The organism is Streptomyces sp. HSS9-12 (genome assembly GCF_054963655.1).
Map to the genome: position 1 here is coordinate 60,199 of NZ_JBUEGC010000011.1, position 23,987 is coordinate 84,185.

General features: G+C 70.0%; 23 protein-coding genes. 13 read left to right on the forward strand and 10 right to left on the reverse strand.

The features are described 5' to 3' along the window. Nucleotides 1–260 precede the first annotated feature (260 nt). The 3 genes from ACY34J_RS08295 to ACY34J_RS08305 all read left to right on the forward strand — a co-directional run bounded on the left by ACY34J_RS08295 (nt 261) and on the right by ACY34J_RS08305 (nt 1,919). A complete protein-coding gene (locus ACY34J_RS08295) occupies nt 261–1,109 on the forward strand; it encodes a helix-turn-helix domain-containing protein (RefSeq protein WP_462725891.1) in 849 nt (282 codons plus the stop codon). Next, nucleotides 1,088–1,306, forward strand: a complete 219-nt coding sequence (locus tag ACY34J_RS08300) for a DUF397 domain-containing protein (protein ID WP_462725890.1) — start codon at nt 1,088–1,090, stop codon at nt 1,304–1,306. The genes ACY34J_RS08295 and ACY34J_RS08300 overlap by 22 nt, the downstream gene beginning before the upstream one ends. Nucleotides 1,307–1,478: 172 nt before the next feature. Continuing rightward, nucleotides 1,479–1,919, forward strand: a complete 441-nt coding sequence (locus ACY34J_RS08305; RefSeq protein WP_462725889.1) for a hypothetical protein — start codon at nt 1,479–1,481, stop codon at nt 1,917–1,919. 85 nt (nt 1,920–2,004) lie between these two features. On the opposite strand, the gene ACY34J_RS08310 is transcribed toward ACY34J_RS08305, so the two are convergent. Further along, nucleotides 2,005–4,707: an FG-GAP-like repeat-containing protein gene (locus ACY34J_RS08310; RefSeq protein WP_462725888.1), complete on the reverse strand. Its 2,703-nt coding sequence runs from the start codon at nt 4,705–4,707 to the stop codon at nt 2,005–2,007. 332 nt (nt 4,708–5,039) lie between these two features. Between ACY34J_RS08310 and ACY34J_RS08315 the strand changes: the two genes are divergently transcribed. The 5 genes from ACY34J_RS08315 (at nt 5,040) to ACY34J_RS08335 (ending at nt 9,917) form a co-directional block, all read left to right on the forward strand. Further along, nucleotides 5,040–5,612, forward strand: a complete 573-nt coding sequence (locus ACY34J_RS08315; protein ID WP_462725951.1) for a GNAT family N-acetyltransferase — start codon at nt 5,040–5,042, stop codon at nt 5,610–5,612. A gap of 210 nt (nt 5,613–5,822) precedes the next feature. Next, nucleotides 5,823–6,470 (forward strand): RNA polymerase sigma factor, encoded by a 648-nt coding sequence (locus tag ACY34J_RS08320; RefSeq protein ID WP_462725887.1) that lies wholly within the window; start codon nt 5,823–5,825, stop codon nt 6,468–6,470. Further along, nucleotides 6,467–7,408: a hypothetical protein gene (locus ACY34J_RS08325; protein WP_462725886.1), complete on the forward strand. Its 942-nt coding sequence runs from the start codon at nt 6,467–6,469 to the stop codon at nt 7,406–7,408. Before ACY34J_RS08320 ends, ACY34J_RS08325 begins: the two co-directional genes overlap by 4 nt. A 608-nt stretch (nt 7,409–8,016) precedes the next feature. Next, nucleotides 8,017–8,754: an RNA polymerase sigma factor gene (locus ACY34J_RS08330; protein ID WP_462725950.1), complete on the forward strand. Its 738-nt coding sequence runs from the start codon at nt 8,017–8,019 to the stop codon at nt 8,752–8,754. Then, nucleotides 8,754–9,917 carry a hypothetical protein gene (locus tag ACY34J_RS08335; RefSeq protein WP_462725885.1) on the forward strand — a complete coding sequence of 388 codons (1,164 nt, stop codon included), beginning with the start codon at nt 8,754–8,756 and terminating at the stop codon, nt 9,915–9,917. Before ACY34J_RS08330 ends, ACY34J_RS08335 begins: the two co-directional genes overlap by 1 nt. A 329-nt stretch (nt 9,918–10,246) precedes the next feature. Here the strand turns inward: ACY34J_RS08335 and ACY34J_RS08340 are convergent, their stop codons facing one another. Then, nucleotides 10,247–11,143: a L,D-transpeptidase family protein gene (locus ACY34J_RS08340; RefSeq protein ID WP_462725884.1), complete on the reverse strand. Its 897-nt coding sequence runs from the start codon at nt 11,141–11,143 to the stop codon at nt 10,247–10,249. A gap of 226 nt (nt 11,144–11,369) precedes the next feature. Here ACY34J_RS08340 and ACY34J_RS08345 point away from each other — a divergent pair, with 226 nt between their 5' ends. Further along, nucleotides 11,370–12,950: an acyl-CoA mutase large subunit family protein gene (locus tag ACY34J_RS08345; RefSeq protein ID WP_462725883.1), complete on the forward strand. Its 1,581-nt coding sequence runs from the start codon at nt 11,370–11,372 to the stop codon at nt 12,948–12,950. A gap of 230 nt (nt 12,951–13,180) precedes the next feature. On the opposite strand, the gene ACY34J_RS08350 is transcribed toward ACY34J_RS08345, so the two are convergent. The 3 genes from ACY34J_RS08350 to ACY34J_RS08360 are packed head-to-tail and all read right to left on the reverse strand — an operon-like array spanning nt 13,181 to nt 14,629. Next, nucleotides 13,181–13,585, reverse strand: coding sequence for a PIN domain-containing protein (locus tag ACY34J_RS08350; RefSeq protein ID WP_462725882.1), 405 nt, complete (start codon nt 13,583–13,585; stop codon nt 13,181–13,183). Beyond that, the gene (locus ACY34J_RS08355; protein ID WP_462725881.1) at nt 13,582–13,860 is read right to left on the reverse strand and encodes a type II toxin-antitoxin system Phd/YefM family antitoxin; all 279 of its coding nucleotides are present in this window, start codon (nt 13,858–13,860) and stop codon (nt 13,582–13,584) included. Before ACY34J_RS08355 ends, ACY34J_RS08350 begins: the two co-directional genes overlap by 4 nt. A 49-nt stretch (nt 13,861–13,909) precedes the next feature. Beyond that, the gene (locus ACY34J_RS08360) at nt 13,910–14,629 is read right to left on the reverse strand and encodes a FadR/GntR family transcriptional regulator (protein ID WP_462725880.1); all 720 of its coding nucleotides are present in this window, start codon (nt 14,627–14,629) and stop codon (nt 13,910–13,912) included. A 187-nt stretch (nt 14,630–14,816) separates the two neighbouring features. Here ACY34J_RS08360 and ACY34J_RS08365 point away from each other — a divergent pair, with 187 nt between their 5' ends. Both ACY34J_RS08365 and ACY34J_RS08370 read left to right on the forward strand, forming a co-directional pair. Next, complete coding sequence (locus ACY34J_RS08365) at nt 14,817–15,338, forward strand: gluconokinase (protein ID WP_462725879.1); 522 nt, start codon at nt 14,817–14,819, stop codon at nt 15,336–15,338. 66 nt (nt 15,339–15,404) lie between these two features. Beyond that, nucleotides 15,405–16,802: a GntT/GntP/DsdX family permease gene (locus tag ACY34J_RS08370; RefSeq protein WP_462725878.1), complete on the forward strand. Its 1,398-nt coding sequence runs from the start codon at nt 15,405–15,407 to the stop codon at nt 16,800–16,802. A 480-nt stretch (nt 16,803–17,282) separates the two neighbouring features. On the opposite strand, the gene ACY34J_RS08375 is transcribed toward ACY34J_RS08370, so the two are convergent. Further along, on the reverse strand, nt 17,283–18,014 hold the full coding sequence (locus ACY34J_RS08375) for an oxygen-binding di-iron domain-containing protein (RefSeq protein WP_462725877.1): 732 nt from the start codon (nt 18,012–18,014) through the stop codon (nt 17,283–17,285). Nucleotides 18,015–18,175: 161 nt separating this feature from the next. Here ACY34J_RS08375 and ACY34J_RS08380 point away from each other — a divergent pair, with 161 nt between their 5' ends. Further along, a complete protein-coding gene (locus ACY34J_RS08380) occupies nt 18,176–18,412 on the forward strand; it encodes a hypothetical protein (RefSeq protein ID WP_462725876.1) in 237 nt (78 codons plus the stop codon). On the opposite strand, the gene ACY34J_RS08385 is transcribed toward ACY34J_RS08380, so the two are convergent. Beyond that, nucleotides 18,383–19,426: a proline iminopeptidase-family hydrolase gene (locus ACY34J_RS08385; protein ID WP_462725875.1), complete on the reverse strand. Its 1,044-nt coding sequence runs from the start codon at nt 19,424–19,426 to the stop codon at nt 18,383–18,385. The two genes, ACY34J_RS08380 and ACY34J_RS08385, sit on opposite strands and share 30 nt — an antisense overlap. Nucleotides 19,427–19,460: 34 nt before the next feature. On the opposite strand from ACY34J_RS08385, the gene ACY34J_RS08390 reads away from it, so the two are divergent. After that, complete coding sequence (locus tag ACY34J_RS08390; RefSeq protein ID WP_462725949.1) at nt 19,461–20,219, forward strand: nuclear transport factor 2 family protein; 759 nt, start codon at nt 19,461–19,463, stop codon at nt 20,217–20,219. 88 nt (nt 20,220–20,307) lie between these two features. Here ACY34J_RS08390 and ACY34J_RS08395 read toward each other — a convergent pair whose 3' ends face one another. The 3 genes from ACY34J_RS08395 to ACY34J_RS08405 are packed head-to-tail and all read right to left on the reverse strand — an operon-like array spanning nt 20,308 to nt 23,803. Next, complete coding sequence (locus tag ACY34J_RS08395; RefSeq protein WP_462725874.1) at nt 20,308–21,450, reverse strand: acyltransferase family protein; 1,143 nt, start codon at nt 21,448–21,450, stop codon at nt 20,308–20,310. Then, on the reverse strand, nt 21,447–22,823 hold the full coding sequence (locus tag ACY34J_RS08400) for an alpha-2,8-polysialyltransferase family protein (RefSeq protein ID WP_462725873.1): 1,377 nt from the start codon (nt 22,821–22,823) through the stop codon (nt 21,447–21,449). The genes ACY34J_RS08395 and ACY34J_RS08400 overlap by 4 nt, the downstream gene beginning before the upstream one ends. Beyond that, nucleotides 22,823–23,803 carry a glycosyltransferase family 2 protein gene (locus ACY34J_RS08405; protein WP_462725872.1) on the reverse strand — a complete coding sequence of 327 codons (981 nt, stop codon included), beginning with the start codon at nt 23,801–23,803 and terminating at the stop codon, nt 22,823–22,825. The genes ACY34J_RS08400 and ACY34J_RS08405 overlap by 1 nt, the downstream gene beginning before the upstream one ends. Between the last annotated feature and the right edge of the window lie 184 nt (nt 23,804–23,987).

Sequence of the window (23,987 nt, forward strand, 5' to 3'; positions counted from 1 at the left end):
CGGTGGCGACCGGGCCTACGGGGAGAGAAAAGATTCCTCACCCAAGCGAGGCAGCGGGCAATACGCTTCGTCATGTCGACGCTCCTTCTTAGCGTTGGCCATGCCCCGGGGCCGTTGCAGCGGTCGCCGGGGTCTTTCGTTCGTTGCCCGCCCATGCTGGTGGGCAATCACCGTTCGTGACTCCATGGTTGCCCTGCGCGGCTACGCTCAACAGAGAGTCGCTGTCCCAGGCCTCAACACGGGACAGGTAGGGAGGACCAATGACGTTCCAACCGCGCGATCTCTCACCGGATCGATCGGCGCGAGACCTGTTCGGGGCTGAGGTGCGGCGCCACCGGGAGAAGGCCGAGATGTCGCTGCGGCGGCTGGCCGAGGTGCTGAACTACAGCAAGTCCCAACTTGCCCGGATCGAGACCGCCGAGTCGCTGCCGTACGACGACCTACCGGCGAAGCTGGACGCCTGCTTCGGCACGGATGGTTTCTTCGCACGCTTACACGCCGTCGCGCGGAAGGAGCCGTTTCCCGGCAAGTACCGGCGTGTGATCGAGATCGAGAGCCGGGCGACCGTCATTGAGCAGTACGCGAGCGCGACAGTCCCCGGCCTGCTCCAGACCCGCGAGACGGCGGAGCGGTGGCTGCGCTGCGGGCATCCGTACGCCCCTGATGCGGAGATCGAGGCGCTGGTGAAGGCCCGGATCGACCGGCAGGCGCGGCTGAAGTCCACCAAGCCGCCGCGGTGCTGGTTCGTGATCGATGAGGCGGTGTTGCGTCGGCCGGTTGGCGGGGCAGAGACGACACGTCAACAGATGCTGTCCCTGATTGCGTCTGGGACAGCGCCGCACGTGACTCTTCAGGTCCTGCCCTTCGCCGCCGGTGAGCACGCAGAGCCGGGCGGTTCGCTAACGCTCTACACGGTGCCGGATCAACCGCTGGTGGCTTACGCCGAAGGCAGTGAGTCCGGGACCCTCATCGAGGACCGAGGCGCAGTCGCGAAGCGCCGGGAGTCCTACGATCTGCTCAGGGCCATGGCCCTCTCGCCTCGTGACTCCGAGGCGATGATCCGAGCGGCGATGGAGGACTTCACGTCATGCGAACGACCCCGGACCTGAGCACTGCCGCGTGGCGCAAGAGCAGCTACAGCAACCCCGACGGAGGCGAATGCATCGAGGTCGCCGACGGCTTCCCCGGCCTCGTCCCCGTCCGGGACAGCAAGGATCCCCACGGCCCCGCCCTGGTCTTCCGCAGCGAAGCATGGGCCGCCTTCATATCGGGCGTGACAGCCGACGAGTTCCCGGCCGCGGACTGACCCCAACCGAGCCCCACCAGACGCTCGAGACAGTCCAATGGTTGTACGGAAACTGTGATCAACTTCCGTGAGAACCACCACATGATTGACATGTGACGTTCAACAGGTCCATCCCGCTTGGTCATTGGGAGTGAGTTCCACTCCCATGGCCGGACAAACGGGGGTTGGGCCCATGAGCGCGCAAGCAAGTGGACTGCCTGGTGCTACCGGGATGCGGGTGTACGCGGTGGGGTTCGTGAAGCAACTGACGGCCAGGAACCGGCTGCCGCTCGACTACTCGGTGGCCAGCCTGCGCGTCGTGGACTTCATCGTCGACGGGCTGCGCAAGAGCGCACCCGCGCGTGACCGCGTCGAGCGCACACTCTTCGGACTCGGGGCGTACGTCGGTGAGGTGTTGGTTCGCCGCGCCGGAGGCGTATGGGTCGAATTCGACGCGGCGCAGCGGGAGTTGTTCCGGCAGCCGGTGGGGATCCGGATGCCCGACGGGCGGGTGTGGAACCCGCTCGGCAAGGTGGCGAACCGCTTCGACTTCGGCCCCGAGGAATCGGTCCAGAAGCTGTATCTGCAGCTCCATGGCCGCCGCCTCCGTGAGGTCGACGAGCTCGGGGTCTGAGCAGTCGGAAGAAGGCCGAAAAAGACTCTCGCCGTGCCCCTCCTCCTCCCCGAGGAGTGGCACGGCGAGAGCGTTTGAGGCGGCGTTACGGCGTCAGGGCCTCGCCCACGTGGGCGCCCGCGGGGGTGCCCAGGTTGGAGCGGCCGTAGTACACGCCGGTCGTCGTCGAGACGCCGGAGCTGCCGCTGTCCAGCTGCAGGATCGTGCCGTCGCCCGAGTCCTCGCCGTCCACGCCGATCGCCAGGTCGGCGCGGCCCCAGCCGGACAGGTCGTGCAGGACGACCGAGGAGCCGAAGCGGTCACCGGACTCGGTGGCGCCCGCGATGCCGGAGGTGTCCTGGCTGTAGGCGAGGGCGCCGCTGCCCGTCAGGCCGGTGGAGCCGCCGCGCAGCAGCAGTGCCATGCCGGCGTTGGTCCGGGAGACCCCGTCGCGGGTGATGTCCTCGCCGGGAACACCGGCCATGACGTCGGCGTATCCGTCGAGGTTGTAGTCGCCGACGGCGATGGAGTAACCCAGGTCGTCACCGGTCTCCGCCGCGCCCGGGACACCGGAGGTGTCCTGGTGGACGGTGGTGCGGCCGGTGGTGGTCAGGCCGGTGGAGGAGCCGTACAGCGCGGTGATCTGACCGCCCTTGTACGCGCCGGACTCGGTGGCGTACGGCTGGCCGACGGCGGCGTCCGCGTAGCCGTCACCGTTCAGGTCGCCGACGGCGACGGAGCGGCCGCCCTTGACCCCGAGAAGGCCCACTCGCTGCAGGCCCGTCGCGGAGCCCTTGAGCACCAGCACGCGCGAGACCTTGGTCGGGTCCCGGAAGGTGATCGCGGCATCGGAGTAGCCGTCGCGGTTGAAGTCACCGGTCGCGGAGTCGACCTGATAGACGGGGGCCGTGTACGCGGTGCTGTTCAGGTAACCGGACTTGGCGGTGCCGGTCTTGCCGTCGAACAGCCACCAGCGGCCCGGAATGCCCGGGGCGATGGACAGGACGTCGGCCTTGCCGTCGCTGTTGAAGTCCGCGACGGTGACGGAGGTGCCGAGCTTCTCGCCCGCGGCGCGGGTCGCGGTCGCGGTGGTGTGCATCGTACCGCTGGTCAGAGCCGGCCCGTAGAGGACGGTGACCGAGCCGGAGTCGGCGTGGCCGGTGGTGTCGTCCTCGCCCGGGGCGCCGATGGCGAGATCCGCGTAGCCGTCGCCGTTCACGTCGCCGAGGGCGTTGTCCGCGCCGAAGTTGTCACCGGACTCCGAGGCGCCGGGGACGCCGGGGCTGGACTGGGTGAGGGTCTTCTTGGCCGAGGCCACCGGGCCGTCCGTGCCGCCGGGGACGACGGTCAGCGAGCCCACGCCGCCGGAGGTCCGCGGGGTGCCGACGATCAGGTCGTTGGCGCCGTCCCGGTTCAGGTCCGCGGTGGTGGGAATGGAGTTCGCGGCCGGGGAGGCGGCGAACCGGCGAATCTCCGGGAGCTTGGAGTACAGGTTGGCGCCGGGGCACTCGGTGGCGTAGGCGTCGCGGTGGCCGGAGATGGTGTACAGGGTGGCCTGGTCACCTTTGTTCCAGACACCGGTGTCGCCCGCGGCGGTGAGCGTCACCTTGCCGGTCGGGTTCACGCCGTACTGGCCGAGCTTGTAGGCGGCGATCCGGGAGACGGCGTTCAGGATGGGGGTGGTCGCCTTGCCGTCGGTGGCGAAGTTGCCGATGACGGAGATGCCCGTGGAGTAGCTGTTGAAGCCGTAGGTGTGCGCGCCCATCACGGGGAGGTCGACACCGCCCGCGCGGCCCTCGTAGATCGTGCCGCACTTGTCGACGAGGAAGTTGTAGCCGATGTCGTTCCAGCCGTTGGACTTCACGTGGTACGTGAGGATCGAGCGGAGGATCGCGGGGGTGTCCACACAGCTGTAGTTGTTGGCGTCCGTGGTGTGGTGGACGAAGGCGGCGTCGATCTTCTCGATGTACGACGGCGGGTCCTCGACCATGGACTCGTCGGCGCCCCACTGGGCGCGGGAGACGATCGGCGGCCGGTTGACGGTGGACGGGGGAGCCGGCGGCACGGTGGGGGTCGGCGACGGAGAAACGCTGTCGCTCGGTGCCGGCGAGGCGGTGTCGCTCGGCATGGCGGAGTCACTGGCCGACGCCGTGGGGGAGTCGGTGGGCGTGGCCGTCTCGGACGGCGCGACCGTCGAAGAGTCGGTCGGAGCCGACTGGTCCGTCGGCGAGTCGGTCGGCGAGTCGGTCGGCGAGGGGCTGATGTCGGCCGGGAACGCGTACGCTGCGGGGTGGGCGTTGCGGCCGGACGGGTCGTCCTTCGCCGCCTGGTTGGCCTTCTTGGCCTCGGACGGCAGCACACCGGGGTCGACCAGGTCGAGCCGCAGCCCGCCGGGAAGATCGCTCACCGAGCCGTCGGCCGCCACCACGCGGGCCTCGACTCCGTCCGAGGGCCCGACCCAGCGGGGCTCGGTCGAGCCGCGCAGCTCGCTCTCGGGGGCCTCTTGGGTGTCGGTGGCGCGCTCGTCGAGGTCGAGCTTGTGCCAGCCGGTCCACTCGCCGGTGTCGACGCTGCGGGTCCGGACTTCGGCCGTGCCCTTGACCTTCTCTTTGCTGGCCGGCCAGGAGATGCCGAGCAGGCTGAACGATTCGGTGGTGCGGCGGTCCACTCCGCTCTTACCGGCGCTGAGCGCCTTCAGCGGGAGGGAGTGCAGCTTGACCGGGGAGGCCTTCACCGGCGATGTGTCGTTGGACGGGCTGGCGACGGCGACCGTCACCACTCCCGCGCCGCCGAGAACGACGGCTCCCAAGGTCAGCCAGGTTCTGCGTCTCAGGCTCAGCGGCCTGTACGCACGGGTTGATCGCGGACTCAAGATTCCCCACCTTATGAATGTTTGTGGGGCCCCGCCTGTCACAAGAGGGGCCTGCTGTACCGAGCGCAGCGGCGGTCAAGAACGTCACACCTCGCGGGCCGGCGGTCCGTCGCAGGCGGCGGGGGGCCGGGCGGCAGGGGCAGCCGCCGATTGCACCGCACGGATATCCGCCGGCGGCATGCTTGTCCGTTCATGACCTGCGTCAGACGTACGAGGCCCGGAGATGGTTGTATGAGCCGGCGACCAAGGGGGTTGATGGGGGTGGAATGATGCAGGTCTTTCTGGAGACCGACCGGCTGGTGCTGCGCCGCCTGACCGAGGCCGACGCCGACAACCTGTTCGCTCTCGACAGCGACCCCGGCGTCATGCGCTTTCTGGGCTCGGGCGAGCCGACGCCGCGCGAGGTCATCGTCCAGGAGACCCTGCCGAGGCTCCTCGGCTCCTACGCCCTCTTCACCGGATTCGGCTTCTGGGCGGCCGTGGAGAAGACCACGGCGGAGTTCCTGGGCTGGTTCGAGCTGCGGCCACCGGATGGTGCCGACCCCACCGAGGCCGAACTCGGGTACCGGCTGCGGACGGCCGCCTGGGGCAAGGGCTACGCCACGGAAGGCTCGCGGGCGCTGGTCGAGAAGGCCTTCACGGAACTCGGCGTGCAGCGCGTGTTCGCGACGACGATGGCGGTCAACACGGCCTCCCGCCGTGTGATGGAGAAGGCCGGCCTGACGTACGTCCGCACCTTCCACGAGGACTGGCCGCATCCCATCGAGGGCTCGGAGCACGGGGACGTCGAGTACGAGCTGCACCGGGCCGACTGGGAGCGGCGGCGGACACATACACCCTGACCTGCCTGATTCACCGGAACGTCGACCGCCGTACGGGGGCTGCCGACCGGCTGTTGATCGTCAGCGCTGTCAGACGGAGCGATAAAATCGAACTGCTGTGGAATTCCTGCGGGGTTGCCCGCGCGGTGTGGTGTGGCGTCAGGCATGGCCGAAGGGACGTCAGGGGACACGAGCACGGTGAACAGTGCCGAGTGGGGCGAAGAGGACAGCGTGGGTAAGCGTGGGGAGCGCGCACGGACGCAGCGGCAAGGGGACGAGGATGGGCTGGGAGCCGCCGTCGCGCGGGCCCAGGCGGGCGACGAAGCGGCGTTCGCCGCGGTGTACCGTCTCGTCCAGCCCCGGCTGCTCGGCTACGTACGCGGGCTCGTCGGCGACGACGCGGAGGACATATCCGCGGAGGCATGGCTGGAGATAGCCCGTGATCTGGGCAGATTCCGCGGCGATGGGAACGGGTTCAGAGGCTGGACCGCGACCATCGCCAGGCACCGCGCGCTGGACCACCTGCGCCGGCAGCGCACCCGCCCGCGCCTCACGCGTCTTGAGCAGGACGCGTACGAACTCCCCAGCCGGCAGGACACGATGGCCGAAGCGTTCGAGGCGATGTCCACCGAGCGTGCGCTGGCGCTCGTTGCCGGGCTGCCGCGCGACCAGGCGGAGGCGGTGCTGCTGCGGGTGGTGGTCGGCCTGGACGGGCCCGCCACCGCGCGGGTGCTCGGCAAGCGGCCCGGAGCCGTACGTACCGCCGCCTATCGCGGGCTGAAGCGGCTGGCACTGCAGCTCGCCGGCCGCGGTACGGAGTCCCGGTCGGCTGCCGGGGTGACATCTTCGGCGCCTCGTGCGCTGGGTGAGGCGGAATGAGCGAACGGCGAGAACGGACACCTGACGGGAGCGATGTGGACCGGAAAAGCGCGGAGCGGTTGCTGAGCGGTGAGCGGCCGACGGCAGCGGACGGCCCGGCCGTCGTGGCGCTGGACCGGCTGTTGTCGGCTGCGGCAGGGGACGTCGCCGTGGAACCGGAACGCGCACGGGAGCGCGAAGCGCTGGTTCTCGCGGCGTTCCGCGCCGCACGTGACGCGGGCGGTGCCGCGTCGGCCACGCGCCCTCAGGACGACTGGCGTCCGCGCGGCTGGCGCCGTGTGCTCCTCCGGTTGGGCGGCGGCAGCAGCCGTACTCCGAAGGTGGTCGCCGGCTCGCTGGTGGCGGCGATCGCGCTGGGCGGGGTGGCTGTCGCGGCGGGGAACGGCGAGTTGCCGGTCCCGTTCGGCTCCGGGTCTGGTGAGGCGGCTCCGAGTCAGGCGCCCGGCGGAGCCGGCAGGTCCGCCGACGAGTCGAGTGGCGCGGAACAGACGAATCCGGTGCAGCCCTCGCAGTCCGGCGAGGGAGCCACGACGGAACGGCCCGGCCCGTCTCCGGGCAACGGCAAGGAGCATCCGGCGAAGGGTGCGGGCCGCGCCGAGAAGGCACTGTGCCGGGCATATGGCGCCGCGAAGGACGGACATGGTGAAAAGCACCTGAACGCCGCATCGTTCAAGCGCTTGGCCGAGGCGGCGGGCGGCGAGCGTGCCGTGGACGGCTACTGCGCGGCGCTGCGGCGCGAGGCCAAGCACGCGGATGGCTCCGCGGGCGGCCATGACGGCTCGGAGGACCTGGAGGTGTCCCTGTCTCCGTCCGAGCCCGGGTCCCCTTCCGCCGATGCGTCCAACACGTCCAACGGCTCGGCCACATCCAACGGGTCCGACTCGTTCGACAGCTCGGATGCCACCAACGGCTCCGGCAAGGGTCAGCAAGACCACTGACGCGCGGGCAGGCGTACGGGCTGCGGCCCGAAGTCCGGTGTGCCGGGCGGGAGTTCAGCAACGGCCGACCAGCTGACAAACAGGACGGCCGGGGTCGCCACCCCCCACAGGAGAGACCCCGGCCGTCGTCTGATGGGGCCCGAAAAAAGGGCCCGTACTTTCCTCAGCGCCGCGCGTTCAATTTGTGTCACACCACTCTGTGACGGATGGTCGTGGCACTGTCGCAACCCGTACGACATGGACGCGGAGGCGCCACAGGCCGTAGCGTGCAGATCGCGCCATCGGCGCGACCGCCGTGATCGTCTGCCCGGGCCGGGGAAGGCCGTACTGCCGGGGGGTACTTCACATGTTTCCGCGCACCGATCCCTCCCGAGCCCGGCCCCGGCCGGCGGTGGTGAGAGATGTGCCACGCGTGCGCGGAGCTGTGTGTTTCCCCTCCCGGCCGCCGAAGTGTGGCTGTGACGGTTCTGGGTACCCTGGGCCCGCCCCGAAGGGGCGGGGCCGGCAGACCGGCAGACTGGTTGACCGGTTAGTAGTCCGTGACCGGCGGACGGTGCAGCTAGATCCCCACGTCGGAAGGCAAGGGGAGAGTGGAGCAGGACGAGGGCGTGCTGGGGGACGACGCGGAGCTGACCGCCGCAGTGCACGCGGCACAGGAAGGGGACGAGTGTGCCTTCCGACATGTCTATCGAGCCGTGCACCCACGGCTGTTGGGCTATGTACGGACGCTGGTCGGTGAACCCGACGCGGAGGACGTGGCATCCGAGGCGTGGCTTCAAATAGCCCGTGACCTGGAGCGCTTCAGCGGTGACGCGGACCGCTTCCGGGGCTGGGCGGCGCGCATAGCCCGCAACCGGGCGCTGGACCACATCCGGATGCGGGGCCGCCGGCCCGCCGTCGGCGGTGACGAAACCGAATTGACGGACAAGCCGGCCGATGCGGACACCGCCGGCGAGGCGCTGGAGGCGCTGGGCACCGGCCGTACGATGCGGCTGATCGCCCGGCTGCCGCAGGACCAGGCAGAGGCCGTGGTGCTGCGGGTGGTTGTGGGGCTGGACGCCAAGAGCGCGGCCGCGGTACTCGGCAAGCGGCCCGGCGCGGTACGGACGGCAGCGCACCGGGGGCTGCGCAAACTGGCGGAACTCATCGCGCCCGAGGGACCAGACAGCGGGCGCCACGCGATGGACGCGGATCCTGCGGATGCCGTAGTCGACTCGGCCGCGGCCGGCAGCGGGCCGGACCAGCGCGGACTGGATGCTGTACCACCTCAGCGGGCCCCACGCAAGGGGGCGGTGACGTCCGCGAGTGTGACGGAATCACCGGCGCGTACGCAGAAGGACATGTGATGGCCGACGATCGGTACAGCTGGCTGGACGAGTACGCCGCGGAGCTGCTGTTGCGCGGCGAACCCGCCGATGCCGTCGTCGGAGCCGACGACGAGCACGTCCTGGCCGAGGCCGAGCGGCTGTCCGCGGCGCTGACGGAGGTGAGCCGGACGGCCCTGGGTGACTCCCGGACCGAGGGCGAACTGTCCGGCGAGGCCGCTGTGCTCGCCGCGTTCCGGCAGGCGCGTGCAGACGCGGCGCGCACAGGTTCTACGCGCGATGCGGTAGTGCAGGACGTGACCCCTGCGCTCGACGCATCGTCACCCACGCCCGCCTCTTCGCCCGTGGCCTCGCCCGGTGCCGCTCCACAGTACGCCGCGTCGCCCAGCCCCACGTCGGCGGAGGACGTATCGGCGTTCACCGGCGGCGCGCTCGAGTCCGTACGCATCGGCCGGGGAGCGCGGCACGCCCGGCTGCGCCGGCCGCTGAAGGCGGGACTCGCCGCGGCGCTGGCCGGCTGTGTGCTCGGCGGGGTCGCGGTCGCCGCGGGCGCCGGGGTGCTGCCGACGCCGTTCGGCCGCGGGAGCGGTGAGCCCGCACCGGCGCAGAGCGTGTCCGCGGCCGCCACACCGGGGCCGCAGCCGTCGTCCTCGGCGAGCGCGGGCACGACGGGCCGGTCCGGGGCGCCCGAGCAGAGCGCCGCCGGACGGGAGCCGGGGACCGGTGACGCGCGCGGGACGGACGGCAGCACACCCTCCGAGGGCAGCCGGCCCGGCGAATCGGCGGGCTCTGACGCCGGTGTGGCCGGTGCGGAGGTGGGTCTGCCGAGCACCGGGACGAACAGTGCGATGTCCCTCCAGCTGTGCCGCAAGCACCAGGCCGGCACGCTCGACGCCGACTCCAGGCAGCGGCTCGCGCGCGTCGCGGGCGGAGCCAAGGCGGTGGACCGCTACTGCGGCCGCCTGCTCGGCGGCAATGCCGACGACAAGGGCGACAAGGACCACAAGGGCGGCGACGGCGGTGGCTCCACCGGTGGCGGTGGTGACGACGGCGGCGACGGTGGCGGCAACGACGATGGCGCCGGGGAGCGGCAGCTGCTGCTCCCGTCCGCCGGCGCGACCGGCCCCGGGGCGTCCCCGAGCATCGGGACCAGGTCGGCACCGGCTGCCGGGAGTGCGGGCTAAGAGACCCGCGCATACCCTCTGACCTGCGCGTTCATCGTTCCGGTCAGCGGGTGTGACACCGGGTGTGACACCGGGTGTGACACTTTTTGGAGCAGTGACGCTGAAGGTAGTGAGCCGACTGGTCATCGGCGGCGCGTGAAGCCGGGGTTCCCCCCGTACCCACGGCTCCGCGCATCCGGCGCGGGCGGGGCACGTTCCCCCGGTCCCGCCCGCGCCCCTTCTCCTTCACGCGGTGTCCCGCTGTCCCGCCCTTTCCCTCAACTGGGGCTGTGCACCAGACCCCGAGGGCCGGGGCAACGTCCCCGTGTATCGCCTCGGCTGACGCGGCACTAGCGGTAGATCACGACCTTGTCCCCGACCCTCACCTGGGCGAAGAGGGCTGAGATCTTGGCCTCGTCGCGGACGTTGACGCAGCCGTGGGAAGCCCCCGCGTAGCCGCGGGCCGCGAAGTCCGCGGAGTAGTGCACCGCCTGCCCGCCGCTGAAGAACATCGCATACGGCATCGCAGTGTCGTAGATCGTCGAGCGGTGATGCCGGCTCTTGAAGTAGACGCTGAACGCGCCCTCGCGGGTCGGCGTGTACTGCGACCCGAAGCGCACATCCATCGCCGAGATCACCGTGCCGTTGATCATCCACGCGAGCGTGTCGCTCCGCTTGCTGATGCACAGCACCCGCCCGGCCAGGCAACGCGGATCGGGCCTGGCAAGGGGGTTGCCGGTAGGCGGGTGGAGCTCCGACAGCGTGGGCTGCCGCGTCGCCCCACGCAGCGCCGCCCAGGTGACGGCATCGACGGTGCCGGTGACCACCAGGTGCTGCCGTCCCTGGAAGGACCTCACCGCACCGGCGGTGATCGAGCCGTAGTAGCCCGTCGGATTCCGGCCGAACAGCCCCATCTGGCGCAAGCGGGCCTGCAGTTCGCGGACCTGCGCGCCGCTCGCGCCGACAGCCATCACCGGCTTGGGCCTGGGCAGGGCGGCCGACGGTGCGGACGGCCGCGACGGCGGCTTGTGTGAGGCCGCGGGCTTCGAGGGCGGGGCGCCCGCGAGGGGCGCCCGTGTGTAGCTGTGCGCTGGTGGCCTGTCGTCCTGCGCCGGCATGGCCTGCGCCTTGCAGCCGGCCGTCCCGCCTACGGTCAGCACCGCCACCGCGGCGGCTGCGGCAGCCTTGCGCGCGACTCCGGACGGGTTGCGGACGGCCGCCTCGCGGATGACCCAGGTCCTGCTCATGGCCCTCCCCCGATCCACCGGGTGTCCGCCCGGTACCGCCCGTTCCAACCGGTTCTTCGGTTTCTCCCCCTTCATGATTCCCGGGGCTGCCATGACCTGAACCAGGGCGCATGCTGTGAGGAAGGTCCTAGCCTGCGGGTCTCCACGGCTCGCACGGCCGCCGCTACAGTCCGTGGCGAGGGCCGATGATTACCCACCAGTAGTACAGCGGGAGGCGTGAAACCCCATGGCGCGCGAGTCAGAGTCCGGACTGCCCATCGAACCGGTATACGGGCCGGACGCCCTCGCCGACTGGGACGCGGCCGAGAAGCTCGGGGAGCCCGGCTCGTACCCCTTCACCCGAGGCGTCTACCCGACCATGTACACCGGCCGTCCCTGGACGATGCGCCAGTACGCGGGCTTCGGCACGGCGACGGAGTCCAACGCCCGCTACAAGGAGCTCATCGCCCACGGCACGATGGGCCTGTCGGTGGCCTTCGACCTGCCGACCCAGATGGGCCACGACTCGGATGCGCCCATCGCGCACGGTGAGGTCGGCAAGGTCGGTGTGGCCATCGACTCGATCGACGACATGCGGGTCCTCTTCGGCGGCATTCCGCTGGACAAGGTCTCCACGTCGATGACCATCAACGCCCCCGCCGCGCTGCTGCTGCTCCTCTACCAGCTCGTCGCGGAGGAGCAGGGCGTCTCGGCCGACAAGCTCACGGGCACCATCCAGAACGACGTGCTCAAGGAGTACATCGCCCGCGGCACGTACATCTTCCCGCCCAAGCCGTCCCTGCGCCTGATCGCGGACATCTTCAAGTACTGCAAGGCCGAGATCCCGAAGTGGAACACCATCTCGATCTCCGGCTACCACATGGCGGAGGCCGGTGCCTCACCCGCGCAGGAGATCGCGTTCACCCTGGCCGACGGCATCGAGTACGTCCGTACCGCGGTCGCCGCGGGCATGGACGTGGACGACTTCGCGCCCCGCCTGTCGTTCTTCTTCGTGGCGCGGACCACGATCCTCGAGGAGGTCGCCAAGTTCCGCGCCGCCCGCCGGATCTGGGCGCGGGTGATGAAGGAGGAGTTCGGGGCCAAGAACCCGAAGTCGATGATGCTGCGCTTCCACACCCAGACCGCGGGCGTGCAGCTCACCGCGCAGCAGCCCGAGGTGAACCTGGTGCGCGTGGCCGTCCAGGGGCTCGGGGCCGTCCTCGGCGGCACCCAGTCGCTGCACACCAACTCCTTCGATGAGGCCATCGCGCTGCCGACGGACAAGTCGGCCCGGCTGGCGCTGCGTACGCAGCAGGTGCTGGCGTACGAGACGGATGTCACCGCCACCGTCGACCCGTTCGCCGGCAGTTACGTCGTCGAGAAGATGACCGACGATGTGGAGGCCGCGGCACTGGAGCTGATGGCGAAGGTGGAGGAGCTGGGCGGCGCGGTCAACGCCATCGAGCGCGGCTTCCAGAAGAGCGAGATCGAGCGCAGCGCGTACCGCATCGCGCAGGAGACGGACTCGGGGGAGCGGATCGTCGTCGGCGTCAACCGCTTCCAGCTTGAGGAGGAGGAGCCCTATGAGCCGCTGCGTGTGGACCCGGCGATCGAGGCGCAGCAGGCCGAGCGGCTGGCGAAGCTGCGGGCGGAGCGTGACCAGGCGGCCGTCGACGCGGCCCTGGCGGAGCTGAAGAAGGCGGCGGAGGGGACGGACAATGTCCTGTACCCGATGAAGGACGCCCTTGCCGCCCGGGCCACGGTCGGCGAGGTCTGCAACGCGCTGCGCGAGGTGTGGGGCAACTACGTCCCCAGCGACGCGTTCTAGTGCCGCGTCAGCCAGGGTTTGCCCGGTAGCGAGGTGACCTGGTGCGGTCAGCTGCAAGGCGCCGGACCGGCCTCATAGTGTGGGCCTACTCGGTCGATCGGGCAAGGCAGCAGATGGCCGTGCCAGGGCGGCGAGCGGGGCGAACCCCGGCTGACGCGCCACTAGCCCTCGGAGCATCTGGAAACGGCTCGGGTGGGGTGTTGGGTCACCCGGTCCGGGCCGTTCCGTTGTCAGACGGAGATGACCTCGACGCCGCGTTCCAGCCCTTTGAAGTCCCGGGCGTTCCGGGTGTAGAGCGGCAGCCCCTGAGCGGCGGCCGTGGCCGCGATCATCAGGTCGATACGGCGCGGGCGCGGATTGCGGTTCGCCTTCACCGTGAGCGCGACCAGGGTCCCGTATCGCCGCGCCGCCTCGCGGTCGAAGGGGATGGCGGCGAACTCCGCCTCGACATCCGCCAGACGCTGTGCCCGCGTCATCATCTCCACGGGGTCGCTGGTCATCGCCACACCCTGGGCCAGCTCCGCCAGGACGATCGATGCGACGGCCGCCTCAACAGGCAGCAGCCGCGGGTCGATCAGTGGCAGATCGATGACGACGCAGGTGTCGAGCAGCCCGCGCCGACGGCGCTGCGTCACCCGCGCTCCCAGGGGTTGTCGTCATCGCCGACGCGGTCCTCGTCGCCGAAGAACTCATCGGCCTCGGCGCGCATCCGCGCATGGTCGACGTGTGGCGCGTTGGCCCATTTGCGCTGGAGTTCCTCGACCGGAACGAAGCGGCGGCGGGTGCTGAGCGGCCGTACCTCGGCGATCTCGGCGCCGTTCCGGGTGATGCGGTAGGTCTCACCCGCCTCGACATCGTCGAGCACGGCCTTGGAGCGGGCGGCAAGTTCGCGCTGGCTGATGGTCTTCATACACCAAGTGTAGTGCAGTGTATTGCGCTGCGATACAGCTGCGCGAGGCCTATGGCGCCAGCACATCGAGCTCGCGCATCGCGCCGATGGTGATCTCGCGGGTCAGCTCCTCGGCGCGGGCGGCGTCCCGGTGCCGTACGGCCTCGGCGACCTGCACATGCAGGGTGACGGCGGCCGGATCGGGGTCGCTGAACATCACCTGGTGCTCGGTGCGCCCCGTCAGCACCTCCGCCACCACATCGCCGAGCCTGGCGAACATCTCGTTGCCGGACGCCCGCAGGATCACCCGGTGGAAGGCCACGTCGTGCACCAGGTAGGCCTCCAGCTGCTGGCCGCGTGAGGTCGCCACCATGCCCAGCGCGTGCCGGGTGAGCTCCGCGCACTGCTCGGGGGAGGCGTGCTGGGCGGCCAGGCCGGCGGCGACCGGCTCGACCGCCGACCGCAGCACGGTCAGCGAGCGCAGCTGGCGCGGGCGGTCGCTGCCTGCCAGGCGCCAGCGGATGACCTGCGGGTCGTAGACATTCCACTGCTCGGGCGGGAGTACGGTCACGCCCACCCGGCGCCGGGACTCCACCAGGTGCATCGATTCCAGGACCCGGATGACCTCCCGGACGACGGTGCGCGAGACCTCGAAGCGGTCCTCCAGCTCCTCGGTGCGCAGGACGGTCCCCGGTGGGTAGTCGCCCGCCGTGATCGCGGGCCCCAGGGATGCGAGCAGCCGAGCGTGCAGTCCGCGGTCCTGCCCTGGTCCCCGCCCCTGGGTCCCCATCGTCGGATCTCCCCGTTTCTCCTGGTCGGCTCCTGGTCCGTCCCATCGGCGCCTGAGGACGTCAGCGTAGCGCTGCACGCCTCCACTCAATTAAGTATGACTTTTAAGTCACAGACTCTTGAATACGTCGTATCAATGAGCTTGAGTGTGCGGCGGCGTCGAGGTCGAGGAAGACTGCGAGGTTTTGATGCGCGCCCCACATGTCGTGGTCGTCATGGGAGTGTCCGGCACGGGCAAGTCCACGGTCGGCCGGCTCCTGGCAGCCGAGCTCGGCGTCCCGTACGCCGAAGCGGACGCGTTCCACTCCGCCGACAGCATCGCCAAGATGTCCGCCGGCATCCCGCTCGACGACGCCGACCGGGAGCCCTGGCTGGATGCCATCGGCGCCTGGGCGGCGGGGCGGTCCGGGCTGGGCGGTGTGGTCAGCTGCTCGGCTCTCAAGCGGCGCTACCGCGACCGGCTGCGCGCCGCCGCGTCCGGGCTGTTCTTCCTCCACCTCACCGGCGACCGCGCGCTGGTCGCCGAGCGGCTGCGGCAGCGCCGGGACCACTTCATGCCCGGCTCGCTGCTGGATTCGCAGTTCGCCGCGCTGGAGCCGCTGCGGCCGGACGAGTACGGCATGGCCGTGGCCGTCACCGCCGATCCGCAGGCGATCACCGAGCGGGCGGTGGCCGCCCTACGCCAGTCGCAGCCCACGACCTGCGGCTGACACCCCGCCCTGTCCGTAACGCCCGCTGTATCCGCACCCCCGTCCCCCTCCGTATAAGGAAGGCCCATGCCTGGTCCCAGAGTCGAGATACTGGCCGCGGACCCCGTCCAGCCGATCACTTCGGCGGGTCACGCGCAGTTGGGAATCGCCGTTCTCGTCGGCATCGCCGCCATCGTCCTGCTCATCAGCCGCTGGAAGGTGCATGCCTTCCTGTCCCTGACTCTTGGTTCGCTGCTCCTCGGCGCGGTCGCCGGCGCCCCCATGGACAAGGCGATCACCAGCTTCATCACGGGGCTTGGCAACACGGTCGCGGGCGTCGGCGTGCTCATCGCGCTCGGCGCGGTCCTCGGCAAGCTGCTCGCCGACTCCGGCGGCGCGGACCAGATCGTCGACACGATCCTGGCCAAGGCGAACGGGCGCACCATGCCGTGGGCGATGGCGCTGATCGCGGCGATCATCGGCCTGCCGCTCTTCTTCGAGGTCGGCATCGTCCTGCTGATTCCCGTGGTGCTGCTCGTCGCCAAGCGCGGGAACTTCTCGCTGATGCGTATCGGCATCCCGGCGCTCGCGGGCCTGTCCGTGATGCACGGGCTCGTGCCGCCGCACCCCGGTCCGCTCGCGGCGATCGACGCCGTCCACGCCAATCTGGGCGTCACCCTCGCCTTCGGCGTCCTCGTCGGCATCCCGACCGTCGTCATCGCCGGGCCGATCTTCTCCCGGTACGCGGCCCGCTGGGTCGACATCACCCCGCCGGAGCGGCTGATCCCGCAGCGGCCGTCCGAGGAGCTGGAGCGCCGGCCGGGCTTCGTCGCCACCGTGGCGACCGTGCTGCTTCCGGTGGTCCTGATGCTGGGCAAGGCGCTGGTCGACATCGTCGTCGACGACCCCGAGAACCACATTCAGCGGGTCGCGGACGTCATCGGCTCCCCGCTCATCGCACTGCTCGCCGCCGTGATCGTCGGCATGTTCACCCTCGGCCGGGCGGCCGGCTTCGCGAAGGAGCGGCTTGCCACGACGGTGGAGCAGGCTCTGGTCCCCATCGCGGGGATTCTGCTGATCGTCGGCGCCGGCGGTGGCTTCAAGCAGACGCTGATCGACGTGGGCGTGGGTCAGATGATCCTCGACTTCTCCAAGGACTGGTCGGTCTCCGCGCTGTTGCTGGCGTGGCTGATCGCGGTCGGCATTCGCCTGGCGACCGGCTCGGCGACGGTCGCCACCATCTCGGCGGCGGGTCTGGTCGCCCCGCTGGCGGCGGACATGAGCACGACGCAGTCGGCCCTGCTGGTGCTCGCGGTGGGTGCGGGGTCGCTCTTCTTCAGCCACGTCAATGACGCGGGATTCTGGCTGGTGAAGGAGTACTTCGGGATGAAGGTCGGCCAGACGATCAAGACGTGGTCGGTGATGGAGACGATCATCTCGGTGGTGGCGCTGGTCTTCGTCCTCCTGCTGTCGCTGATCGTCTAGTGCCGCGTCAGCCGGGGTTTGCCCGGTAGCGAGGTGACCTGGTGCGGTCAGCTGCAAGGCGCCGGATCGGCCTCGTAGTGGGCCTACTCGGTCGATCGGGCAAGGCAGCAGATGGCCGTGCCAGGGCGGCGAGCGGGGCAAACCTTGGCTGACGCGGCACCAGCGGCCTGAGGCTCCCCGTCGGACCCCGTTACCAGGCTGGGCGCAGCCCCAGCCTGGTAACGGGGTCCGACGGGGGACTGCCGGGTGTCCCCGGTGGACAGCGCGGCGAGGTAGGCCGCGACGTCGGTCTTCGTTCTCCGTCGCCAGGCCGACGTAGCCGTCCGGGCGGATCAGGAAGAGGCCGCGGGCCGCGTAAAGCGGCGCGGGCGCGGGCGTTGGGGTCGAGCAGGTCAGGGGCCGTACCGCCGAGGCGGTACGCGCGGACGTCCGCGCCGTCGAGCGGCAGGAACCAAGGCCAGCGACGTGAAGTGCTGCCGCTCACCGCGGCTCGCGCATCGGGTTCCACTCCGTGATCCCCGTGACGTCGTACTCCCGCAGCGCCTGCAGATACGTGTTGATCTTCGCCGCCTTCACGCTGCCGTGGTGGCACGCCAGCGTCCGCGGGCCGAGCTCCTCGATCATGTCCAGCGCGCTGCCCAGGTGCTCCCGTGAGGGGAACACCCCGACCGTCTTGTACATCTCGACCACGACGCCGCTCTGGTCCGCGTCAGTGAGCGCATGCCCGCCCTCCGGTCCGATGAACAGGTCCGAGCAGAAGACCGTTCCGCTCGTCGAGTCGTACGGCAGCATCGACTCGCGCGTGTGCACATACGGTGTCATCAGGAAGCGGAGGCGGTGGTCGCCGAGGTCCAGCTCGGTGTCCTCGTCCACGATCAGCGGCTCGCGGTCGGCGACGTCGGACAGGCGTCGGCGGGGCTCCTCGGGCCCACTGCCCACGGGCAGGGCGTACGGTGCCTGGTCCAGGTAGAGGTTGAGCGCGCCGCACTCGTCGCCCTCGATGTGCGGCACCACGAGATAGCGCAGTGTGTCCGGGTCGAGGAGGCGTTCAACGGCGTCGAGTGTTTCGTCGAACGCCCGGCGGAAGCCCATCTCGACCAGCGTGGGCGCCTCATCCCGGATCAGGAAGAAGCTGGTGGAGAAGTCCTCGTCCGGCGCGGTCATCATGTTGATGCGGAAGATGTCCGGTGCGATCTCGGCGACGGTGGCCATGATGGCCTCCTCGGCAGGTGGCTTGCCCGTACGATCCTTCGCCCGCCCGATGCGGTGCCCCGTGCCATTCCACGGTACGCCCGGCCCGGCCGCACGGTCCATCGGGAGCCGTGCGCCGCCCTCCGGTTATCGGTTTCCTGTTCTCCGATTTTCCAGTTCCGGTGTCCAAGCTCCGCTCAGGCGAACTCGCCGCCGATTCCCAGCCGGTGGCGGGGGTCTCCTGGTGGCGGGCGGTCTCGGGCGCGAGTTGGCGGCACCCCGAGGGACGCGACTCCGCCATCGGATCCCGGCAGAGCCACCCGGTGGTGATGGGCCCCCGGCCCCTCGACCACACCGCGCGGGTCATGCGCCGAGGCGCGTTCCTGGACCTACGCACCCTCCACCCGGTCCAGGAATGATTCGAGGACCTGCCGGTAGCGCTCCGGCTCCTCCACCATCGGCAGGTGGGCGCTCTCCTCGAACACCACCCACTCCGCACCTCGGATCCCCTCGACCATGGGCCGGACCAGCGCGGGTGTCATCTCGTCGTGGCGGCCGGAGGTCACCAGCACAGGCACTTCGAGCTCGGCGAGCCGCCAGGTGACGTCCCAGTCCTTCAGGTTGCCGGTCACATTCCACTCCGGCCCCTGCATGGTGGTGTACATGTCCTCGTTCATCGTCGAGAGCGCCCGCATCACATGCTCCGGCCACGGAACGCGCCGGCAGATCCACCGCGTGTAGTACTCCATGACGGCCTCGAGATACGCGTCCTCGTCCGTCGTTCCCGCTGCCTCGTGCCGGTCGATGGCCTCCCGCACGTCAGCGGGCAGGGACTCCTTCAGCCGCCGCGTCTCGGCCGCGAAGGCGGGCAGAGCGGGGCAGGTACTGGCGAGCACCATGCTCTGCACGCCCGGCGGCCGGCCCAGCACGTACTCCAGGGCCAGCCAGCCGCCCCACGAGTGCCCGAGCAGATGGATCCGCTCGAGCCCGAGCGCGTCCCGTACGGTGGCGACCTCGTCGACGAATGTGCCCATGCGCCACAGCAGGGGATCGTCCGGGCGGTCGGACCTTCCGCAGCCGAGCTGGTCGTAGAAGACCACGGGTCGCCCGCGGTGGGCCAGCGCGGCAAGATCCTCGAGGTAGTCGTGCGGCAGGCCCGGCCCGCCGTGCAGAACGAGGAGCGGATACCTCCCGCCCGGCGCCACAGGAAGCTCGCCCACGGTCCGGTACCACGTCCGGTACCCGCGGAACGGCACGATTCCTTGGCCCGTCGTCGACATCCCACGTCCATCGTCATCCCCGCCGCCATCCCGTGCCTCCCCGGTCTCCACCCCGGTGGCGCGCGGACGACCCGACCCCTGGCCGAACGAGCGGGCAGGCCCGTCCTCGGCGAGGATGGACTCGCGGACGTACGCGCGTACGGGGTGGAGCACGGGGCCGTACGCGAGCGAGGGAGCTGTGGTCGTGATGAGGGCAAAGGACCTGGTGGCACAGGCCGAGGCCGAGGTCTTTGACCGACGGGACCTCTCAGCGGTGGACCGTTACTTCGCGGCCGACCTCCAGCAGCACAGCGCTCTGATCGAAGACGGCCCGGAAGGGATGAAGGAGCTGATCGCATCGCTGCCGGAAGACTTCCGCTATGAGTCCGCGCGGGTGCTGGCCGATGGCGGCCTGGTGCTGATGCACGGTGTCTACCACAGGCTCGGCCCGGAGCCGATGGTCGCCTTCGATCTGTTCCGGGTCGAGGACGACCGCATCGTCGAGCACTGGGACGCACTGACCCCGATGGCCACCAGTACGGTCAGCGGGCGCACCCAGATCGACGGCCCCACCGAGGTCACCCACCCGGAGCAGACGGACACCAGCCGGGACATCGGCGAGTCCTTCGTCCGCACGGTGATGGCCGGCCATGCGTACGAGGCGCTGCCCGATTTCATCGGTGGTGAGAACTTCGCCCAGCACAACCCCGGCATCGGCGACGGGCTCTCAGGGCTCGATACGGCGGTGGCGGCGATGCGCGAGCAGGGCGTCACGATGGACTACGACAGGGTGCACAAGGTGCTGGCCGAGGGCGAGTTCGTCTTCACCCAGTCCGAGGGGTGCTTCGCCGACAAGCCGTACGCGTACTACGACCTGTTCCGCGTCGAGGACGGAAAGCTTGTCGAGCACTGGGACGTAATGACCGAGATCCCCACGTCCCTGCCCCACACCAACGGCCTGTTCTGACGCCGGACGGGCAGTTGGACGGTGCCGTCACCGCCCCGGCTCGCCCCCAGGCTCGGGTGAGTCCTGGGGGCGAGCCGGGGCGCGCGGTTCAGCGCAGCTGCGTCAGTGCCCGCTTGATGCGAGGTGTCAGCGGCGTCTCGACGAATCGGTACATCAGCCACGCCAGCAGCAGCATCGATCCGATGGTCAGTGGAAGGGTGACGTACGACGGCAGGCCCAGCGTGCGGTGCAGCAGCCACACCGTGACCCAGCCGAGGTGTTCGTGCACCAGGTAGAAGGGGTAGGTGAGCGCCCCCGCCACCGACAGCCAGCGCCAGTTGGCCCAGCGGAGGTGGCCCAGGGCGATCGCCGCGACCGCCAGGAAGCCCGCTGTGAAGACGGCGATGATGCCGATCGACGGACGGTAGGAGAAGAAGTCCGGGTTCGGCGCGTGCCACAGCCGGGACACGGCGTAGTGCTGGCCGATGAGCCAGCCGGCGGCGACGATGCCCCAGGCGGTCACGTCACGCCGGTCGCGGTGCACCAGATACAGGCCGATGCCGCCGATGAAGTACGGCGCGTACTCCGGCATCAGCACAACATTGAGCACCGGCTCGTTCGCGGCATCCGCGACCGCCGCGGCCAGGGTCCACACCGCGCAGAAGAGCACCACGCGCTGCCGGGTGGCGCCCGGCAGGACGACGAAGAGCGCGAAGAGGGCGTAGAACCGCAACTCGGCCCAGAGGGTCCAGCAGACACCGAGCACCCGGTCGATGCCCAGGGGCATCTGCAGCATCGTGAGGTTGACCAGCGCGTCGGTGGGCGCGACCGCCTTGAACACCACTCCGGGGAGCGCAAAGACAAAGGTGACGAGGATGATCGCCACCCAGTAGGCGGGGAACAGCCGGGAGACGCGGGAGGCGAAGAACGCCCGCAGGGGGCGGCCCCAGCCACTCATGCAGATGACGAAGCCACTGATGACGAAGAAGATCTGCACGCCCAGGCAGCCGTATGCGAACAGCGAGGAGGCCGTGGGGAACTGCACGTTCGGAGAAGTGCCCCAGGCCTGGGCTATCTCCCCGTCCCGGCCGCCGTAGTGGTAGAAGGCGACCATCAGTGCCGCGACCAGCCGGAGGCCGTCGAGCGCCCGCAGTCGAGCCGGGGGCGGCGCATTGCTTTTGATGCGCGCCCCCGACTCTGCGGGTCGCGCTTCCGGTGAGAGCGTCGGAAGCGCGGTGGCCGAGGCCATCATCCGTATGCCGCCCGCTTGTTCGTCAGGCGGCGCTGCACGGCGCGCGCCCGGCGGGCGACGCGACGGACCGTCGCATTACGCGGCAGGAAGGCCAGTTGCGAGGGAACCGCGCCGGGCAGGGCCAGCGAGGTGAGCCTGCGGCGCTTGAAGTAGCGCCAGGTGCGGGCGTTGAGGTGGGCCGCGAGGTAACGCTCGGCCGCCGGCCGCAGATTGGGGTAGATCTGTGACTGCATCGCGTAGCCGACCGCGGTGACCAGACCGGTGAGCTGGTCGGCCACCTCCTCCCGGGTGGGGCGGCTCCAGGCTTCGAGCGCCGCGCGGTCCTCCAGATCGGGCAGCAGCGCATCGACGATCGTCACCGGCACGCGGTTGCTGTTCTGGTACGGGCTCAGACGTTCCAGCAACAGACCGGTTCCGGTGCGGGCTACGGGCAGGTCGTAGAAGGCGCTCGCGGTGAGCAGGGCGGTGGAGAAGCAGCCCACCACCAGCGCCGGCCGCATCCGCTGGTAGAGCACCTCGGCGAGCACCGGGGTGTCCAGGACGGTCAGTTCGACGCCCAGCTCCCCGGCCTCCTTCTCCAGCATCCGCGACCAGCGGGCCGGAGCGGTGGGGTGCGGCTTGAAGACGATGGTGCGGTGGCCGCGTGCGGCGGCGCCGCGCAGCATCGTCACATGCAGCCGCTCCTCCTCCTCGGGGCTGAGGATGTCGAGCGCGGAGAGGTACTGGCCCAGCAGCAGGGCCGGGGCCTCGATCTCGGGCACGTCCGCGGTGCCCTCGCCGGCGAGCTCCGCCAGCACATCGGTGAACGCACCGGTCGGGACGATCTGCGGCTCGACGTCGAACTCCGTCAGCAGCAGCGGCCGCAGCCCCGGCACCAGGTCCAGGTGCAGCAGGCGGCGGATGCGGGTGCCGACGAGCGGATCGATCTTGTTGCGGGTGGGGCCGTAGCTCATCAGGCCGTCGGCGTAGACGTCGATCGGCGCGGCCGGGAACAGCCGGGTCAGCGCGAGCGCCGGGTTGACCTGTATGGACTCGACGGCCAGTTCCACCTCGTCGTCGCCGAGGTCCCACAGCATCCGCAGGTGCCGCTCCCACAGCGGTACGTCGTCCAGGCGCGGGGACCAGCCGCCCGGGTGGAAGGGGCTGATCGTCTCGTTCCAGGACAGCACCCGGTCGAAGCGCCCGCGCAGCCGCTCGAAGCCGGGCATCGTGTCCAGCGCCGGAGCCGTCTCGGGCGTGGCGGCGTTGTTGCTGACCAGCAGCAGGCGCCGGTCGGCCGGCTCGAAGCACCCCGAGTCGAGGGCCGCGGCGAGCGTGGCGGCTCCATACAGCGTGGACGCAAAGAAGATCTGCGTCCGCTTGGGGGCGGGCATCAGGCGGCCACCTCTCCGGAGACGGGACGACGACGCCGCAGCCGCCGCAGCCGGGAGGCGCGCTCGATGTCCATGGAGTCCAGGGCTTCCAGGAGAATGTCCTGCGGCATGCGCTTCAGCGCCGCCGCGCTCGTCGTCCGCAACTTTCGTGCCACGGGCGCTTCGAACCTTTCCATACTGCCGAGGTGGTGGGAAATGATCGCGCAATACGTACGGACCGCCTTCGGCAGCAGTTGATCCGCGTCCGGGTCTTTCGCTGTTTCCTCGATGACCTGGTCGAATGCGCGAATGAAGTCGAGCTGGCGCACATCGCCGATCTGTGTCAGGGAGGAGGCTACTCCGCGCCGGTAGAAGACTCCGAGCAGGCCCACGACGGCAAAGGATTCGGCCTCGCGGTGCAGCCGCCAGATCCAGGGGCGGTCCTCGGCGGTGCGCAGCCCGTGCCGGAAGTGCAGCAGCCCCTCGTCCACGAGCCGCCGGTGGTAGATCCCCGCCCAGGCGTAGGGGTAGTCGACGGAGGTGCTGCGGTCGGCGGGCAGGATGCAGTCGCGCGGGTTCATCACGACACCGCGCCGGCCGTGCGGCACGCGGTGGATGGTACGGGTGCGGCCGGTGTTCTGGACGTGGTCGGTGCGTACGAAGTCGCAGCCGAACTCCTCGATGGCTGAGAGGAGTTGCTCGTAGTAGCCGGGCGCCAGCCAGTCGTCTCCGTCGAGAAAGGTGAGGTACTCGCCGCGGGCGGCGTCGATGCCCGTGTTGCGCGCGGTGGCCAGGCCGCCGTTCTGCTCGTGCCGTACGAAGACGGCCCCCGGCAGGTCGTTCGCGGCACGCTCCAGGATCTCCGGTGTCTCGTCCTTCGAACAGTCGTCGACGAGAATGAATTCGAAGTCCTGTCTCGCGTTGGCACGCAGGCTTCTCAGAGTGTCAGGAGCGTATGTCTGCACGTTGTAGAACGGCACGATGACGGAGAGCTTAACCACCCAGGTGACGTTAGGTCTCGCTCCGGCATTCGTCTTGACCGTCGGTGGGCCTATGGGTGAACGAAGAATGGCGGAATGGTTAACCTGTCGCTCTGACGTGCCGATTCGCCATTCGTCGATGTGCTGTTAACCCTTTGTTGCGGCTGCGTTCGACGCAGACTCGGAATGCCTTCCTAGCGTCTTC